Consider the following 15,529-nt stretch of genomic DNA (forward strand, 5'->3'; position numbering starts at 1 on the left):
CCCGGCATAACCGTCTGACACGTGCCCAGGACACGGCCTGGGCGAAGAGATTTGCGGATTGTCTGCAGAATGGGTCGCGGGGGAGGGGGACTTGTACGGGTTGGTTCCCTACGCGTACCCGTCTCGATGGCGCGTAGGCTGGATGGAGCCGTGCTTCCTGTATAGCCCCGAGAGGTGTCCCGTGTCCCCGCGTCGCAACCGACCGAAGGCAGCCGGATCGTCGGGCCGGAGCGCCGAGGACGACCCCGCCGGCCGGTACGGCGGCTGGCAGTCCACGGAGAGCTGGCAGGGCGAGGAGTGGAGCGTGCGCCATGTCGCCGGGGCCGGCGCGGGGGGCAAGACCTACCGCTGCCCGGGCTGCGACCAGCTCATCCCCTCCGGTGTCCCGCACGTGGTGGCCTGGCCGGAGTACGCGGGCGTCGACGACCGCCGGCACTGGCACAAGGCCTGCTGGAACGCGAAGGACCGCCGCACCACGCGGGTGCAGCGGTCCCGTAACGCGCCGAGGTTCTGAGCCGTGCGGCTACCGTCCCGGCTCTTGCACGTCCCGGCCCTCACACGTCCCGGTTCTGGAGCAGCGCGTACGCGCCCGCGTACACCGCCGCCGTCAGGCCGATCATGATCCACAGCGGGTCCCAGCCGGACGGGCCGGACTCGGTCAGCGAGTTGGCGTAGAAGACGCTCAGCTGGTTCGGGATCGAGTACTCGAAGAGCCACTGGCGCAGCTTGTCCAGCGACTCCGTCACCATGAACAGCGCGAGCACCAGCGGTGCGAGCACCACGCCGATCATGATGGTGATGGCGCCCGCGGAGTGCCGGATGACCGAGCCGATGAGCAGCGAGAGCAGGCCGAGCAGCGCCATGTAGAGGCTGATGCCGACCGTGGCCTTGAACCAGTCACCGCCGGTCGGGGTGCGGGCGCCGGTGTTCCCCAGCAGGGACGCGTGGACCATGGCCACGAAGCCGGAGGTGGCCAGGGTGACGACGAAGGCGAGCGCGAAGAACACGATCGACTTGGCGGCGAGCACGCGGGCCCGGCTGGGGCAGGCGGTCATCGTCGTCCGGATCATGCCGGTGCCGTACTCCGACGCCGTGGTCAGCACGCCGAGCGTGATGATGCAGATGCTGCCGAGGAGCAGGCCGAAGAAGCCGAACGACAGCGGGTTCTCGCCGGACAGGCTGGTGGAGTCGGAGTTGGCCTCGACCAGCGCGCCGGTCAGCAGGCCGATGCCGACGACGAGCAGGACGAACACGCCGATCGTCCACATCGTGGAGCGCACCGACCTGATCTTCGTCCACTCGGAGGCCAGCGCGTGCCCCAGGTGGGTGCGCACGACCGGGATGGGCGAGGTGTAGCCGGGGTACGGCCCGCCGGGCGCGGCGGCCGGAGCCTGCGGCATGGGGGGCTGGTGGGTGCTCATCGGGCGTCCTCGGGCTGGGTCGGGTCGGCGGGGGCGGAGGCGGGAGCGGCGGCCGGGCTCGTGGCGGGGGCCGCGGGTGCCTGCTGCGGGGCGGGCGGGGCGGCGGGGGCCTGCGGGGCGGCGGCGCTCGCCGGGGCCGCCGGAGTGGCCTTGACCAAGGCGGGCGGCTGGTCCTGCGGCGCCGGACCGGCGGAGGAAGCCTGCGGTGCCTGCCCGGCCGGCTGGGCCGGTGCCGGCGGCTGCGCCTGGGGGCTCGGCTGCGCGTAGGGGTTGGCCGCCCCCGCCGCGCCACCGGGCGCCGCACCCGGTGCCGTGCCCGCAGCGCCGTACCCGGCCGAAGGTGCGCCGCCGTACGGGCCCGCGGGAGGCATCCCGAAGGGCTGGCCGCCCTGCTGGGGCGACGGCGGGGCGTACCAGCCGGGCTGGCCCTGGCCGGGCACCGGCATCGGCGGCTGGACGCCGGGCGGCAGCGGCTGCTGGAGACCCGCCTTCTGGTCGATGGTCGAGCGGTAGTCCACGGCGCCCTGCGTCATCCGCATGTACGCCTCCTCCAGCGAGGCCTGGTGCGGGGACAGCTCCCACAGCCGGACGCCCGACTCGTGCGCGAGGTCGCTGATCCGGGGCAGCGGCAGTCCGGTGACCCGGAGCGCGCCGTCCTGCTCGGGGAGCACGTGCCCGCCCGCCTCCGTGAGCGCGGAGGTCAGCTTCTCGCGCAGCTGCGGCTCGGTGTCCGGCGTGCGCACGCGCGCGAAGTCGGCCGAGTTGGCCGAGATGAAGTCCCGCACGCTCATGTCGGCGAGGAGCTGTCCGCGCCCGATGACGATGAGGTGGTCGGCGGTCAGCGCCATCTCGCTCATCAGGTGGGAGGAGACGAAGACCGTACGGCCCTCGGCGGCGAGGGCCTTCATCAGGTTGCGGACCCAGAGGATGCCCTCGGGGTCGAGGCCGTTGACCGGCTCGTCGAAGAGCAGCACCTGCGGGTCGCCGAGCAGCGCGGCGGCGATGCCGAGGCGCTGGCCCATGCCGAGCGAGAAGCCCTTGGAGCGCTTTTTGGCCACGTCCTGGAGGCCGACCACGCCGAGCACCTCGTCCACGCGCCGGGCCGGGATGCCGGAGAGCTGGGCGAGGCTCAGCAGGTGGTTGCGCGCGCTCCGGCCGCCGTGCACGGCCTTGGCGTCGAGCAGCGCGCCGACCTGCCGGGGGGCGTTGGGCAGCTTGCGGTACGGGTGGCCGCCGATGGTGACCGACCCGGATGTGGGGTTGTCCAGCCCGAGGATCATCCGCATCGTCGTGGACTTGCCCGAGCCGTTCGGCCCGAGGAAGCCGGTCACGGCTCCTGGCCGCACCTGGAAGGAAAGGTTGTACACGGCGGTCTTGTCGCCGTAGCGCTTGGTCAGGCCGACAGCCTCGATCATGCTCCGCACCCATCGAAAGGTTCAGGACAGCGGGGCACACGCCCCCGTAAGGGTTAGGAGGATATCGAGGCGCTGACGGTTCCGCCCAAAAGAAAGTAAAGCCAGAGCACTACGGCACGTGACGGCCGGGTCTACTGGGCGTCCCGGCGCTTGAGGAGGAGGTAGCCGCCCGCCAGCACGGCGACCACCCACAGCGCCATGATCCCGAGCCCGCCCCAGGGGCCGTAGGGCGTGTCGTCGGCGACGCGCGGCACCACCCGCATGATCCTGCTGCCGGCCTGGTCGGGCAGGAAGCGGCCGACCTTCTTGGTCGCGTCGACGTTGCCGAGGATGTTGGAGATCAGGAAGAAGAACGGCATCAGGATGCCGAGGGACAGCATCGGCGAGCGCAGCATCGCGGCGACGCCCATGGAGAACACCGCGATCAGGGTCATGTACAGCCCGCCGCCGAAGACCGCGCGCAGCACGCCGGGGTCGCCGATGGCGGTCCGGTGGGAGCCGAGCATGGCCTGACCGAGGAAGAAGGCGGCGAAGCTCGTCACCATGCCGACGGCGAGCGCGAGCGCGGCGGCCACCGCGACCTTGCCGAACAGAAAGGTGCCGCGCCGGGGCACGGCCGCCAGCGAGACCCGGATCATGCCGGTGCTGTACTCGGTGGAGACGACCAGCACTCCGAACACGATCATCGCGAGCTGGCCGAGGGTCATGCCCGCGAAACTGACGGCCGTGGGATCGAAGGAGAGCCGCTCCCGCGCGGGCATGTTCGCGAACTGCCGGTTCGACAGCGCGGAGATCAGCATCCCGAGGGCGACGGTGACCACCACGGCCAGCGACAGGGTCCACACCGTGGACGCCACCGACCGGATCTTGGTCCACTCGGACCGGATGACCTGTACGGCCGCCATGGTGTCAGGCCCCCTTCCAGCCGGCGCCCCAGTCCTGCGGTACGGGACCCGGACCGGCCTGCGCGTGGTACTCCACCGCTTCCGCCGTCAACTGCATGAACGCCCCCTCCAGCGAGGCCTGCCGCGGGCTCAGCTCGTGCAGCACGAGCCCGTACCGAGCGGCCAGCTCGCCGATCTGCTCCGCCTTGCCGCCCTCCACCTCCAGCGCCCCGCCGCCCGCCTCCACGACCGTGATCCCGGCCTGGTGCAGCACGTCGAGCAGCCGCTCGCGCTGCGGGGAGCGGATGCGCACGTACGACCGCGAGTTCGTCCGGATGAAGTCGGCCATGGAGGTGTCCGCGAGCAGCCGTCCCTGCCCGATGACCACCAGATGGTCGGCCGTCAGCGCCATCTCGCTCATCAGATGGCTCGACACGAACACCGTCCGGCCCTCCGCGGCCAGCGACTTCATCAGGTTCCGGATCCAGTGGATGCCCTCCGGGTCGAGACCGTTGACCGGTTCGTCGAACATCACGATCCGCGGGTCCCCGAGCAGCGCGGCGGCGATCCCGAGGCGCTGCCCCATGCCGTACGAGAACCCCTTGGCCTTCTTCCGGGCCACGGCGGTCAGCCCGACGGTCTCCAGGACGTCCGCCACCCGGCGCTCGGGGATGCCGTTGCTCTGCGCCAGGCAGAGCAGGTGGTTCCAGGCGCTCCGGCCGCCGTGCACGGCCTTGGCGTCCAGCAGCGCGCCGATGTACGTCAGCGGGTCCTTGAGCCGGTCGTAGTGCGTGCCGTCGATCCGGACGTCGCCGGCGGTGGGGCGGTCCAGCCCGAGGATCATCCGCATGGTCGTGGACTTCCCGGCGCCGTTGGGCCCGAGGAACCCCGTCACGATGCCCGGCCGGACGGTGAAGGTGAGGTGGTCGACCGCCACCTTCTCGCCGTACCGCTTGGTCAGCCCGTCCAGCTCGATCATGCGGCCACGCTAAGACGGGCTCGGGGCGGCTGCCACTTGAGCGGGCGCGGTATGCTCCAGCCCCCTTGGACGGCGCGGGGGGCGCCGGGGGCGGGACACGGTGGGGGAGACGGTGGTCCAGGACGGCAGACCGCGCACGCGATGGCGCGGGGTGCGGGCGGGTCTCGCGGTGGTGGCCGCCGGTGCGGCGGCCGGGCTCGCGGTGGAGTTCCACGCCCTGGGCTGGACGTCCATCCCGGGCGGCTCCTGCGGCGGCCGGTACCGGCCCTGCCCCGACGGCACCACACCCACCCTCATTCTGGCGTTCGCGCTCACCTTCGCCGGCTACTTCGCCCTCCTGGTCACCATCGGCAGCTTCACCGACCGGCGCCCCGGCAAGGCCGTACCCGCCGTCCTCGCCGTCACCGGCGTGCTGCTCGCCCTGTGGCCCGGGTGGCAGGCGTACCTCTGGATGCGCGGACCGGTGCTCGACCTCGCCTGGCAGGCCGACCGGGACCGGCCGTCCGGCGTCCGGGCCGAGGGCGTGTGGACCGTGGGCGAGCACGGCTCGACCGTGGTCCGGGTGCGCAGCGACGCGCTGGCCGCCTACGACGCCCACGACGGCGACCGCCGCTGGACGCTGCGGGCGCCGGTGCGCGAGTCGGTGTGCGGGATGAGCGAGGGCGTCGCGGGCGGCGTCGGCCTGGTCGCCTTCGCCCGCTACGACAAGCCCTGTGACACCGTGTGGGGCGTCGACACCCGCACCGGCCGCACGCTGTGGGAGCGGAAGATCAAGGGCGTCTCCGCCTTCACCTCCGGCAGCGACAGCCTGCTCGCGGCCGACGGCGACGTGGCCCTCGCGCTGACCGACACCGGGGTGCGGGCGTACGGCCTCACCGACGGCCGGCCGCGCTGGACCACCGACCTGCGCGGGACGAAGGCCGACGGGACATGCTCGCCGAACGTCGTCTCCGCGGCCGGCGGCACCGTACGGGTCGTGGTCACCTGCCAGGCCCAGGAGAAGGACGGCGGACGGGTGGTGACCCTGGACGGCGCCACCGGCAAGCAGCGCGGCAGCCGGGCGCTGCCCGTGGAGAGCCCGGTCGACACGGCCATGGTGCTCTCCGCCGAACCGTTCACCCTGCTGCTGGCGGAGCGCGACGAACGCGGTGTCGAGGCCGTCCTCGCCCACCCCGACGGCGACGGCGACCCGGTGCGCATCCCGCTCTCCACCGACGACGAGGACCTGATGCTCCGCCAGGTCGGCGGTGACGACTTCACGGCACGGCCCGCGCTGCCGGCGACGGTCAGCGGGAACACCCTCGTCGTCGCCACCCAGAAGCCGGGCGGCCACGACGCCGACCACGTCTCGGCCTACTCCCTCGGCGACGGACGGCGGCTGTGGCGCACCGGCGTCGACGGGGTCGCCGGGCTGGTCTCCACCGGCCCCCGCCGGGTCGCCGTACTCGGGCCGAACGGCCGGCTGTGGACCTTCGACACCGCCGACGGGGACCGGATCGGCGAGGACGACGGCGTCATGGTCACCACCAACCGCTTGGCCGGGGGCACCCAACTGCTGCGCGCGGACGGCACCTGGATCGTCGTCAACGGCGACGGCACGAAGGAACCACCCTTATACGGCCTGCGCTAGGCAAGGCGAAGGGGCGGCGGGACCCGGTCCCACCGCCCCTCAGGGTCGTACGCCTACCCGGACCTACCGGGACTGCTGCGCGGGAACGCCCCGGGAGATCGGCTCGTCGTCGGTCGACGTGCCGGCCGCGGCCACCGCGGCACCGGTCAGCGTGGCGAGCATCTCGCGGACGTTCGTCAGCTGGGCGTTGATGCTGTCGCGGCGGTTGGTGAGCGCCGCCAGCTCACGCTCGGATTCCGAACGGATCCGGTCGGCCTTGGCGTTGGCGTCGGCCACGATGTCCTCGGCCTGGCGCTGGGCGGTCTCCACCGTCTGGCGGGCGCGGCGCTCGGCGTCGGTGCGCAGCTTCTCCGCCTCCAGGCGAAGCTGCTCGGCCCGGTGCTCGATCTCGGCGAGGCGCTTCTCGGCCTTCTGCTGACGCGAGGCCAGATCGCGCTCGGACTGCTCGCGGCGCTTGGCCAGGTTCGTCTCGAAGTCGGCGGCGGCCTGCGCGGCCTTGGCGCGGGTCTCCTCGAAGAGGGCGTCCGCCTCCTCGCGCTTGGACTGCGCGTCCTTCTGCGCCTCGGCACGCAGCTGGGCCGCGTCGGACTTGGCCTTCTCGACGATCCGGACGCCCTCGTCCTCGGCCTTGGCCTTGCGCTCGGCCGCGTACGACTCGGCGTCGTTGCGGACCTGCTGGGCCGCCGACTCGGCGAGGTCGCGGTGCTGCTCGGCCGCCCGCCGGGCCTCCTCACGCAGCTCCTTGGCCTCTTCCTCGGCCAGGCGCAGGATCTTCTCGACCCGCGCGCCGAGACCCGCGTACGACGGCTCGGCGTCCGTGATCTGGGCCTGGGCGTTCTGCGTTTCGAGGTGCAGCTCCTCGATGCGCTTCTCCAGGGCGGTGATGCGGGCGAGAGCGCTGTCACGGTCGGAGACGAGCTTGGAGATACGTTCGTCCACCTGAGCGCGGTCGTATCCACGCCGCACAAGCTCGAAGCCGTAGGGGGAAGTGTCGCTCATGGGGTTCCTGTCGAATGAGACCGGTGAGTGAGGTGATAAGGGGAATCCTAGGGGCCGAAGCGGTGTGTCATCGAGCAGATACGGTTTTGATCTGGAGAATGGCACCCCATTTGGGTGGCTGACCGTCGGACGGCTTGCCAAGGAGTCGGGCAAAGCCCCCAGAAGACACCCGAAAGTACCTCTTACGCTAGCTGTCTGACGACTTGCCACCCGAACGGGGGGCACCGACCGTGGCGCCCGCCTTGACTCCGGTGTCCTTGCCGGCCGTGGGAGCCTCGAAGGACTCCAGCGCCTCCAGCACGTCCTGGACCCGGGAGATCTCGGCGTTGATGTCCTCGCGCCGGCGCACCAGGATCTCCAGCTCCCGCTTGCCCTCCTCGACCGTGCGCCGGGCCTCGCGGATCGCCTCCGCCTTCAGCTCCTCGGCCTCCTTGACGAGGCTGGCCTTCTTCTGCTCGGCCTCCTTGAGCAGCCCCTCAGCCTTCTTCACCGCGGCGATCCGCACCTTGCCCGCCTCGGAGTTGGCGTCCGACACCAGCTCCTTGGCCTTCGCCTCGGCCTTCGCCAGCTGCTCCTCGGCGGCCTTGATGAGCGCGTCGCAGCGGTCGCCGGTGGACTTCATCGTCTCGGCGGCCTCGCGGCGGGCCCGCTCGTGGAGCTCCTCGATCTCGGCGGTGATGCGGTCGCGCAGCTCCTCCGCGCGCTGCCGGATCGCGGTGGCGTCCCGGCGGGCGCCGACCAGCAGCTCGTCCGCGTCCGTCCGGGCCTTCTCCACCAGCGAGTTGCCCTCGATGGTGGCCTCGGACACGATCCGGTCGGCCTCGCTGCGGGCCGCGCCGACCATCGTGTCGGCCTGCGACTCGGCGTCCGCGGTGGTCTTCAGCGCCTGCTGCTGCGCCTCGGTGAGCAGCTTGTCGGCCTCGGCCGTGGTCTCCGTGATGAGCTTGTCGACCTGCTCGGCCGCCTCCGAACGCCGCTTGTTGGCGTCCTTGCGGGCCTCGTCCAGGGTCCGCTCGGCCTCCTGGCGCGCGGAGTTGACGAGCCGTTCGGCCTCCGCCCGCGCCTCCGTCCTCGTGCGTTCGGCCTCGGCCCGCAGCCGCTCCGCGTGCGCCTGCGCCGAACCGACGGTCTCGGCCGCCTCGGCCCGCAGCCGCTCGGCCTCGTCGGTCGCCTCCCCGAGCAACTGCTCGGCGCTCGCGACGGCCTCGGCACGGACCCGGTCCGCCTCGCCCAGCGCCTCCGTACGCACCCGGTCCGCCTCGGCGATCGTCTCCGTCTGGAGCCGTTCGGCCTCGTTGCGGGCCTCGGTGATGAGGGTGTCGGCCTGGGTGGCCGCGTCGGAGCGGATGCGGTTGGCATCCTCGCGGGCGTCGGCACGGGTGCGGGCCGCCGCCTCGGTGGCCTCGGTGAGCGTCTCCGCCGCCTCCGTGCGGATCCGCTCGGCCTCCGCGGCGGTCTCCGTCTGGAGCCGCTCGGCCTCCGCGAGCGTCTCGGTCTGGAGCCGCTCGGCCTCGTTGCGGGCCTCGGTGATGAGGGTGTCGGCCTGGGTGGCCGCGTCGGAGCGGATGCGGTTGGCGTCCTCGCGGGCGTCCGCACGGGTGCGGGCCGCCGCCTGGTCGGCCTCGGCCAGCGCGTCCGACGCCTCGGTGCGCACCCGCTGGGCGTACTCGCCCGCGTCCGCGCGCAGCCGCTCGGCCTCCGCGACGGCCTCCGTCATCGTCCGCTCGGCCAGCGCCTTCGCGGCCTCCGACTCCTCGTTCGCCTCGCGCCGGATCCGCGAGGCGTCCTCGCTGGCCCGCTCCCGCTCGGCGTAGGCGTCGGCGCGGACCCGGTCCGCCTCCTCCTCGGCCTCCCGGCGGGTACGCTCCGCCGCGTGCTCGGCGGCCGAGCGCAGCCCGGCGATCTCCTCCTGCGCCTGCTCGTGCAGCCCGGCGACGGAGTCCCGCACCTGCTGCGCGTGCTGCTCGGCGGCGGCGACCATCTCGGTGGCGCGCCGGTCGGCCTCCTCCACCAGCCGGGTGGCCTCGGCCTGCGCCTCCTCCACGCGCTTGCGCGCGGAGGCCAGCAGTTCCTCGCTCTGCTCGCGGGCCCGCTGCCGCTCCTGGTCGGCCTCCTCGCGGGCGGCGCCGAGGAGCTCCTCGGCCTCGCGGCGGCGCCTGGCGGCCTCCTCCTGCGCGGCGGCCAGCGTCTCGGACGCCTCGGTGCCGAGGCGCTCGGCGGCGGCCTGCGCCTCCGCGCGCACCCGGTCGGCGGTGTCCTGGGCCTCCGCCTTCAGCCGCTCGGCCTCGGCGGCCGCCTCGGACCGCAGCCGTACGGCGATGGCCTCGCCCTCGGCCCGGGAGGCGGACGCGTCGGACGCGGCCTCGTCCCGCAGCCGCTCGGCCTCGGCCTCGGCCTGCTGCCGGAGCGTACGGATCCGCTCGGCGGACTCGGCACGCAGCCGCTCGGTCTCCTCGGCGGCCTCCCGGCGGATCCGGGCCGCCTCGGCGCGGGCGTCCGTCAGCGCCTGCTCGGCCGACGCCAGCCGCTCCTGCGCCTCGGTCTGAAGCCGGCTCAGCTCCTCGGCGGCCTCGGCACGACGGGACTCGACGGCCTTCTCGGTCTCCTCGCGCAGCTCCCGCGCGGCCTTCTCGGCGTCCGACCGGACCGTCTCGGCCTGCTCGGCGGCCTCGGCACGCAGCCGCTCGGCCTCCTTGCGGGTGCGCTCCAGGGTCTCCTCGGCCTGCCGGCGCAGGCCGGTGGCCCGCTCGATGGCCTCGGTGCGGACCTTCTCGCTGTCGGCGGTCGCGGTCTGCCGCAGCTCGTCGGCGTCCGCCTTGGCCTTGGCCAGCAGCTCCTCGGCGGACCTGGCCGCCTCCTCGATCTGCGCCACCGCCTCCCGGCGGGCCTCGGCACGGATCGACTCGCCCTCGGCGACCGCGTCGGCGCGCAGCTGCTCGGCCTCGCCGCGCAGCCGGCGGGCCTCCTCCTGCAGCTCGACCGTCTTGGCGCGGTACTCCTTGGTGTCGTCCTTCGCCGCGCCCTTGAGCTGCTCGGCGATGTCGTGCGCCTCGGCGCGCAGCCGGTCCGCCTCGGCCTCGGCCTCCGAACGGATCCGCTCGGCCTCCTCGGCGGCGGCCCTGGTGGTCTTCTGGGCGTCCTCGGACGCCTTGTTGAGCACGTCCTCGGCGGTCTTGGCCGCCTTGGACAGCTGGGTGGCCGTCTCCTCGGCGGTGATCGAGCGGGCCTTCTCGGCGGCCTCGGCGACGATCTTCTCGGCCTCGGCGCGGGCGTCCGCGACCAGCTGCTCGGCCTCGGACTTGGTCTGCTCGGCCTCCTTGGTGGCCTCCTCGACCAGCCGGGCCACCTGCTCCTTGGCGGTGCGCGTCCGCGTCTCGTTGGCGGCCTCGGCGGTGGCGAGGGCCTTGGCGGCGGCCTCCTTCGCCTCCGTGACCACCTTCTCGGCCTCGGCCTGCGCCTTGCGCAGCGCCTCCTCGGCCGCCGTCATCCGCTCCTCGGCGGCCCGGCTCAGCTCGGCGGCCTGCCGGCGCGCCGCGTCGGACTCGGTGACCGTGGCCGTCCGCAGCTGCTCGGCGTGCTCGGTGGCCTCCTGCGCCTGCGTGGAGGCCGCGTTCAGCAGCCGCTCGGCGTCCGTGCGGGCCCGGCGCAGGATCTGCTCGGCCTCCGCGCGCGCCGACTCGGCCTCGCTCTGGAGCCGTTCCCGGGCCTCCCGGGTCAGCCGTTCGGCCTCCGCGCGGGCGGCGGCCATCGCCTGCTCGGCCTCCGCGCGGGACTCCTCCAGCAGCCGGCGGGCCTGCTGCTCGGTGCGGGCGCGCAGCTGCTCGGCCCAGGCCACGTTCTCGTTGACGTGCGACTCGACGGTGGCCCTGCGCTCGGCCAGCTCCTGGTCGAGCTGCTGGCGCCGGGTCACCGCCTCCTGGTGCAGCTCGGCCTGGAGCCGCGCGGCCTGCTCGGCGTGCTCCTGGAGGATGCGCTGGGTCTGCGCGCGGGCCTGGCTCAGCTCCCGCTCGGCGTCCTGGCGCAGCTGCTCGGCCTGCATCTGGGCGTTGCGGAGCAACTGTTCGGCCTGGTACCCGATGTCACCCGCGTCGTAGGCGGGCCGGGTCATGAGGGTGCGCCGCGCCTCGTGCAGCTTGGCGCGCAGCACCTCGACCTGGTAGCCGAGGTCCTCGGCGTGCTGGATCGCCTTCTCGCGCTCGGTCCTCAGCCGTTTCATCTCGGCCTCGAACCGAGAGAGGTGGTCGACGTCAGCCGCCGGCTCTCGCTCCTGGCTCTCGTAGCCCCGCACTGCGCGGTCCCATCCGTCCCCTGGTCAGCTTCTCCAACGAGCTCCGTCCATCCGCCGAACGGGGCCCCCGGGGAATGGTGTCAGACAGACGGCGGAGCACGGGCTGCTGCCCCGACGCTCGTCCCCCGAAACCCGGACCCCGGCATGCGGCCGTCCCCGTTTCAGGGACGACCGCCCCCAACCCTACCGGCCCTTATGTACGGGGGTCAGTGCTCAGGTGACTCAACAGGGGCCGAAGTGACCAGTTCTGTCAGAACGCCATGGCAATCCTTGGGGTGAAGGAAGGTGATCCGTGACCCCATCGAGCCCCGTCGTGGCTCGTCGTACAGCACCCGGACGCCCTTTCCGCGGATGTCCGCGGCGTCCCCGTCGACGTCCGCCGTGCCGAAGGCGATGTGGTGGACGCCCTCCCCGTTCTTCGCCAGCCACTTGCCGACCGCCGAGTCCTCGCGGGTCGGTTCCAGCAGCTGGAGGTAGGAGGCGCCGCCGTCCGAGGTCTCGTTGATCTTGAGCATGGCCTCCCGCACGCCCTGCTCCTCGTTGACCTCGGTGTGGAACACCTCGAAGCCGTACGTGGCCCGGTAGAACTCGACGGTCGCGTCGAGGTCGTGGCAGGCGATCCCGATGTGGTCGATTCGCGTCAGCATGGATTCAGTGCAGCGCTCCCCGGATGGTTACGCAACGTGCGCGCGATCACACCGGCGGGCCGGTGACGCCATGTCCAACCGCTCAGTACATTCGAAGTAAACCCTCGTTCACTCCTCGGCTGTGTGCAGCTGGAAGGGGATCGCACCTCATGTCTTCTGGATCTTCTGGAACGACCAGCTCGGTGATCGTCGCGGGCGCGCGGACGCCCATGGGGCGGCTGCTGGGCTCGCTGAAGTCCTTCTCCGGAGCCGACCTGGGCGGCTTCGCGATCAAGGCCGCCCTCGACCGTGCGGGGATCGGCGGCGACCAGGTGCAGTACGTGATCATGGGCCAGGTGCTCCAGGCCGGCGCCGGTCAGATCCCGGCCCGCCAGGCCGCCGTCAAGGCCGGCATCCCGATGAACGTCCCGGCGCTGACCGTCAACAAGGTGTGCCTCTCCGGCCTCGACGCCATCGCCCTCGCCGACCAGCTGATCCGCGCGGGTGAATTCGACATCGTCGTGGCGGGCGGCCAGGAGTCCATGACCAACGCCCCGCACCTGCTGCCCAAGACCCGCGAAGGGTACAAGTACGGCGCGGTCCAGATGCTCGACGCGATGGCCTACGACGGCCTGACCGACCCGTGGGAGAACATCCCGATGGGCGAGTCCACCGAGAAGCACAACACCCGCCTCGGCATCAAGCGCCCCGAGCAGGACGAGATCGCCGCCCTGTCGCACCAGCGGGCCGCCGCCGCCCAGAAGAACGGCCTGTTCGAGGCCGAGATCACCCCGGTGGAGATCCCGCAGCGCAAGGGCGAGCCGGTGCTGTTCAGCAAGGACGAGGGCATCCGCGGCGACACCACCGCCGAGTCCCTGGCCAAGCTGCGCCCGGCCTTCGCCAAGGACGGCACGATCACCGCCGGCTCCTCCTCGCAGATCTCGGACGGTGCGGCGGCCGTGGTCGTGATGAGCAAGGCCAAGGCGGAGGAGCTGGGCCTGAGCTGGCTCGCCGAGATCGGCGCGCACGGCAATGTGGCCGGCCCGGACAACTCGCTGCAGTCCCAGCCCTCGAACGCCATCCTGCACGCCCTGAAGAAGGAGGGCCTGGAGGTCTCCGACCTGGACCTCATCGAGATCAACGAGGCCTTCGCCGCCGTCGCCGTGCAGTCAATGAAGGACCTCGGCGTGTCCACGGAAAAGGTGAACGTCAACGGCGGCGCGATCGCGCTGGGTCACCCGATCGGTATGTCCGGCGCCCGGCTCGTGCTCCACTTGGCGCTGGAGCTCAAGCGGCGCGGCGGCGGCGTCGGCGCGGCGGCGCTGTGCGGCGGCGGCGGCCAGGGTGACGCGCTGATCGTGCGGGTACCGAAGGCCTGAGACCCCGAGGATCTGTTTCCGGTACGCCGGTGTCCGGTACGTGGTGAACTGAACGGAGCTGTGATGCAGGACGTCTCCTCTCTGGTGGCCCAGGCCAGGGAAGGCCGGCCGCGGGCCGTGGCCCGGCTGATCTCCCTCGTGGAGGGGGCGTCCCCGCAGCTGAGGGAGGTCATGGCGGCGCTGGCCCCGCTGACCGGCAACGCGTACGTGGTCGGCCTGACGGGCTCGCCGGGCGTCGGCAAGTCCACCTCCACCTCCGCGCTCGTCACCGCGTACCGCAAGCAGGGCAAACGGGTCGGCGTCCTGGCCGTCGACCCCTCGTCGCCGTTCTCCGGCGGCGCCCTGCTCGGCGACCGGGTCCGGATGTCGGAGCACGCCTCGGACCCCGGCGTCTACATCCGCTCCATGGCGACCCGCGGGCACCTCGGCGGCCTGGCCTGGGCCGCCCCGCAGGCCATCCGGGTGCTGGACGCGGCCGGCTGCGACGTGATCCTGGTCGAGACGGTCGGTGTGGGCCAGTCGGAGGTGGAGATCGCCTCCCAGGCGGACACCAGCGTGGTCCTCCTGGCCCCCGGCATGGGCGACGGCATCCAGGCGGCGAAGGCCGGAATCCTGGAGATCGGTGACCTGTACGTCGTCAACAAGGCCGACCGGGACGGCGCCGACGCCACCGCCCGCGAGCTGAACCACATGCTGGGCCTCGGCGAGGCCCGGGGCCCCGGCGACTGGCGCCCGCCGATCGTGAAGACGGTCGCGGCGCGCGCGGAGGGCGTCGAGGAGGTCGTGGAGGCCCTGGAGAAGCACCGGGCCTGGATGGAGGAGCGCGGGATCCTCGCAGAGCGCCGGAAGGCCCGCGCGGCCCGCGAGGTGGAGACCATCGCGGTCACGGCCCTGCGCGAACGCATCGGCGACCTGCACGGCGACCGCCGCCTCAGCGCCCTCGCCGAACGCATCGTCACCGGCGAACTGGACCCGTACCGCGCGGCGGACGAACTGGTCGCGGGGCTGACGGAGGGCTGAGGAGGCGGGTCCTACGCCGTCCCCGGCACCGTCGTGCTCGCGGCCGCGGCCTGGCCCCCGACCGGGGACCCTTGCGGCGACCATGGGCTGCACGGGAGCGTTCATCGCCCCGGCCCTGCCGACGGGCCTCCGGGGCCGACGCATCGGCCTCGGAGAGTGCCCGTACGCGGGCCGGGGCATGGTGAACATGGCGGTGAGCGCGGGAAGCTCGGCGGGGCGGCGGCCGGGTTGGTGACCGGCCGACTGCCGGTGCCCCTGTGCGGGGACGGCAAGGGTGGGCGCTGCGCCCGGTCGGCGCCGGTAAGCGCGCCCATCCCCGCCCGGCTACCGCACCCTGAGCCGACGAGTCCGGCTCAGGGGCGTCCCCGCTGCCCCCGCAGATGCTCGGCGATGGGCTTCAGTGCCTTGTCCAGTTCCATCAGCGCGTCCGGCGACAGCAGATCGATGAAGTGCCGGCGCACCGATGCGACATGGTGCGGCGCGACCTTCTTCATCGTCTCCATGCCGTGATCCGTGAGCACGGCGAACAGTCCCCGCCGGTCCGTGTCACAGTTCTCGCGGCGCACCAGGTTCGCGTTCTCCATACGCGTGATCTGGTGCGAGAGCCGGCTCTTGGACTGCATCGTCGCGGAGGCGAGGTCGCTCATCCGCATCCGCACGTCTTCCGACTCGGACAGGTTCACCAGGATCTCGTAGTCGTTCATTGTCAGGCCGAACGGCTGCAGATCCTTTTCGAGCTGGTACGTCAACAGCCTGTTGACCTCCAGGTGGGTGCGCCAAGCGCACTGCTCCGCATCGGTCAGCCAGCGCGTGGCCGTCTCGGTCTCCATGAATGAAGTCTACCTAAGAAGTTGAATGACGAACTACTTCGGGTGGTGTGACAGTGCG

General features: G+C 72.5%; 12 protein-coding genes. 4 read left to right on the forward strand and 8 right to left on the reverse strand.

The genetic code is table 11. From position 1 onward, the window contains the following. Positions 1-181: 181 nt before the first annotated feature. Positions 182-514 (forward strand): ATP/GTP-binding protein, encoded by a 333-nt coding sequence (locus C3492_RS17135; RefSeq protein WP_103812618.1) that lies wholly within the window; start codon positions 182-184, stop codon positions 512-514. A 40-nt stretch (positions 515-554) separates the two neighbouring features. Here the strand turns inward: C3492_RS17135 and C3492_RS17140 are convergent, their stop codons facing one another. From C3492_RS17140 to C3492_RS17155, 4 genes are all read right to left on the reverse strand, one after another. Further along, positions 555-1,421 carry an ABC transporter permease gene (locus C3492_RS17140; protein ID WP_103812619.1) on the reverse strand — a complete coding sequence of 289 codons (867 nt, stop codon included), beginning with the start codon at positions 1,419-1,421 and terminating at the stop codon, positions 555-557. Continuing rightward, on the reverse strand, positions 1,418-2,836 hold the full coding sequence (locus C3492_RS17145; RefSeq protein WP_103812620.1) for an ABC transporter ATP-binding protein: 1,419 nt from the start codon (positions 2,834-2,836) through the stop codon (positions 1,418-1,420). The genes C3492_RS17140 and C3492_RS17145 overlap by 4 nt, the downstream gene beginning before the upstream one ends. Before the next feature lie 131 nt (positions 2,837-2,967). After that, a complete protein-coding gene (locus C3492_RS17150; protein ID WP_103812621.1) occupies positions 2,968-3,741 on the reverse strand; it encodes an ABC transporter permease in 774 nt (257 codons plus the stop codon). A gap of 4 nt (positions 3,742-3,745) precedes the next feature. After that, the gene (locus C3492_RS17155; RefSeq protein ID WP_103812622.1) at positions 3,746-4,699 is read right to left on the reverse strand and encodes an ABC transporter ATP-binding protein; all 954 of its coding nucleotides are present in this window, start codon (positions 4,697-4,699) and stop codon (positions 3,746-3,748) included. 100 nt (positions 4,700-4,799) lie between these two features. Between C3492_RS17155 and C3492_RS17160 the strand changes: the two genes are divergently transcribed. Continuing rightward, positions 4,800-6,329, forward strand: coding sequence for a PQQ-like beta-propeller repeat protein (locus tag C3492_RS17160; RefSeq protein WP_258055741.1), 1,530 nt, complete (start codon positions 4,800-4,802; stop codon positions 6,327-6,329). A gap of 63 nt (positions 6,330-6,392) precedes the next feature. Here C3492_RS17160 and C3492_RS17165 read toward each other — a convergent pair whose 3' ends face one another. The 3 genes from C3492_RS17165 to mce form a co-directional block, all read right to left on the reverse strand. Then, on the reverse strand, positions 6,393-7,328 hold the full coding sequence (locus tag C3492_RS17165; protein WP_014675036.1) for a cellulose-binding protein: 936 nt from the start codon (positions 7,326-7,328) through the stop codon (positions 6,393-6,395). Between the two features lie 187 nt (positions 7,329-7,515). Then, entirely contained in the window at positions 7,516-11,616 is a 4,101-nt protein-coding gene (scy, locus tag C3492_RS17170; RefSeq protein WP_103812623.1) for a polarized growth protein Scy, read from the reverse strand. Positions 11,617-11,822: 206 nt separating this feature from the next. Next, positions 11,823-12,263 (reverse strand): methylmalonyl-CoA epimerase, encoded by a 441-nt coding sequence (mce, locus tag C3492_RS17175; RefSeq protein ID WP_030656158.1) that lies wholly within the window; start codon positions 12,261-12,263, stop codon positions 11,823-11,825. A gap of 149 nt (positions 12,264-12,412) precedes the next feature. On the opposite strand from mce, the gene C3492_RS17180 reads away from it, so the two are divergent. Both C3492_RS17180 and meaB read left to right on the forward strand, forming a co-directional pair. Then, positions 12,413-13,621, forward strand: coding sequence for an acetyl-CoA C-acetyltransferase (locus tag C3492_RS17180; RefSeq protein ID WP_181140411.1), 1,209 nt, complete (start codon positions 12,413-12,415; stop codon positions 13,619-13,621). Between the two features lie 63 nt (positions 13,622-13,684). Beyond that, entirely contained in the window at positions 13,685-14,641 is a 957-nt protein-coding gene (gene meaB, locus C3492_RS17185; RefSeq protein ID WP_103812625.1) for a methylmalonyl Co-A mutase-associated GTPase MeaB, read from the forward strand. A 353-nt stretch (positions 14,642-14,994) separates the two neighbouring features. Here the strand turns inward: meaB and C3492_RS17195 are convergent, their stop codons facing one another. Further along, positions 14,995-15,471, reverse strand: coding sequence for a MarR family winged helix-turn-helix transcriptional regulator (locus C3492_RS17195; RefSeq protein ID WP_103812626.1), 477 nt, complete (start codon positions 15,469-15,471; stop codon positions 14,995-14,997). Positions 15,472-15,529 lie beyond the last annotated feature (58 nt).

This window comes from Streptomyces sp. Ru62 (assembly GCF_002920615.1).
Lineage (GTDB): Bacteria > Actinomycetota > Actinomycetes > Streptomycetales > Streptomycetaceae > Streptomyces.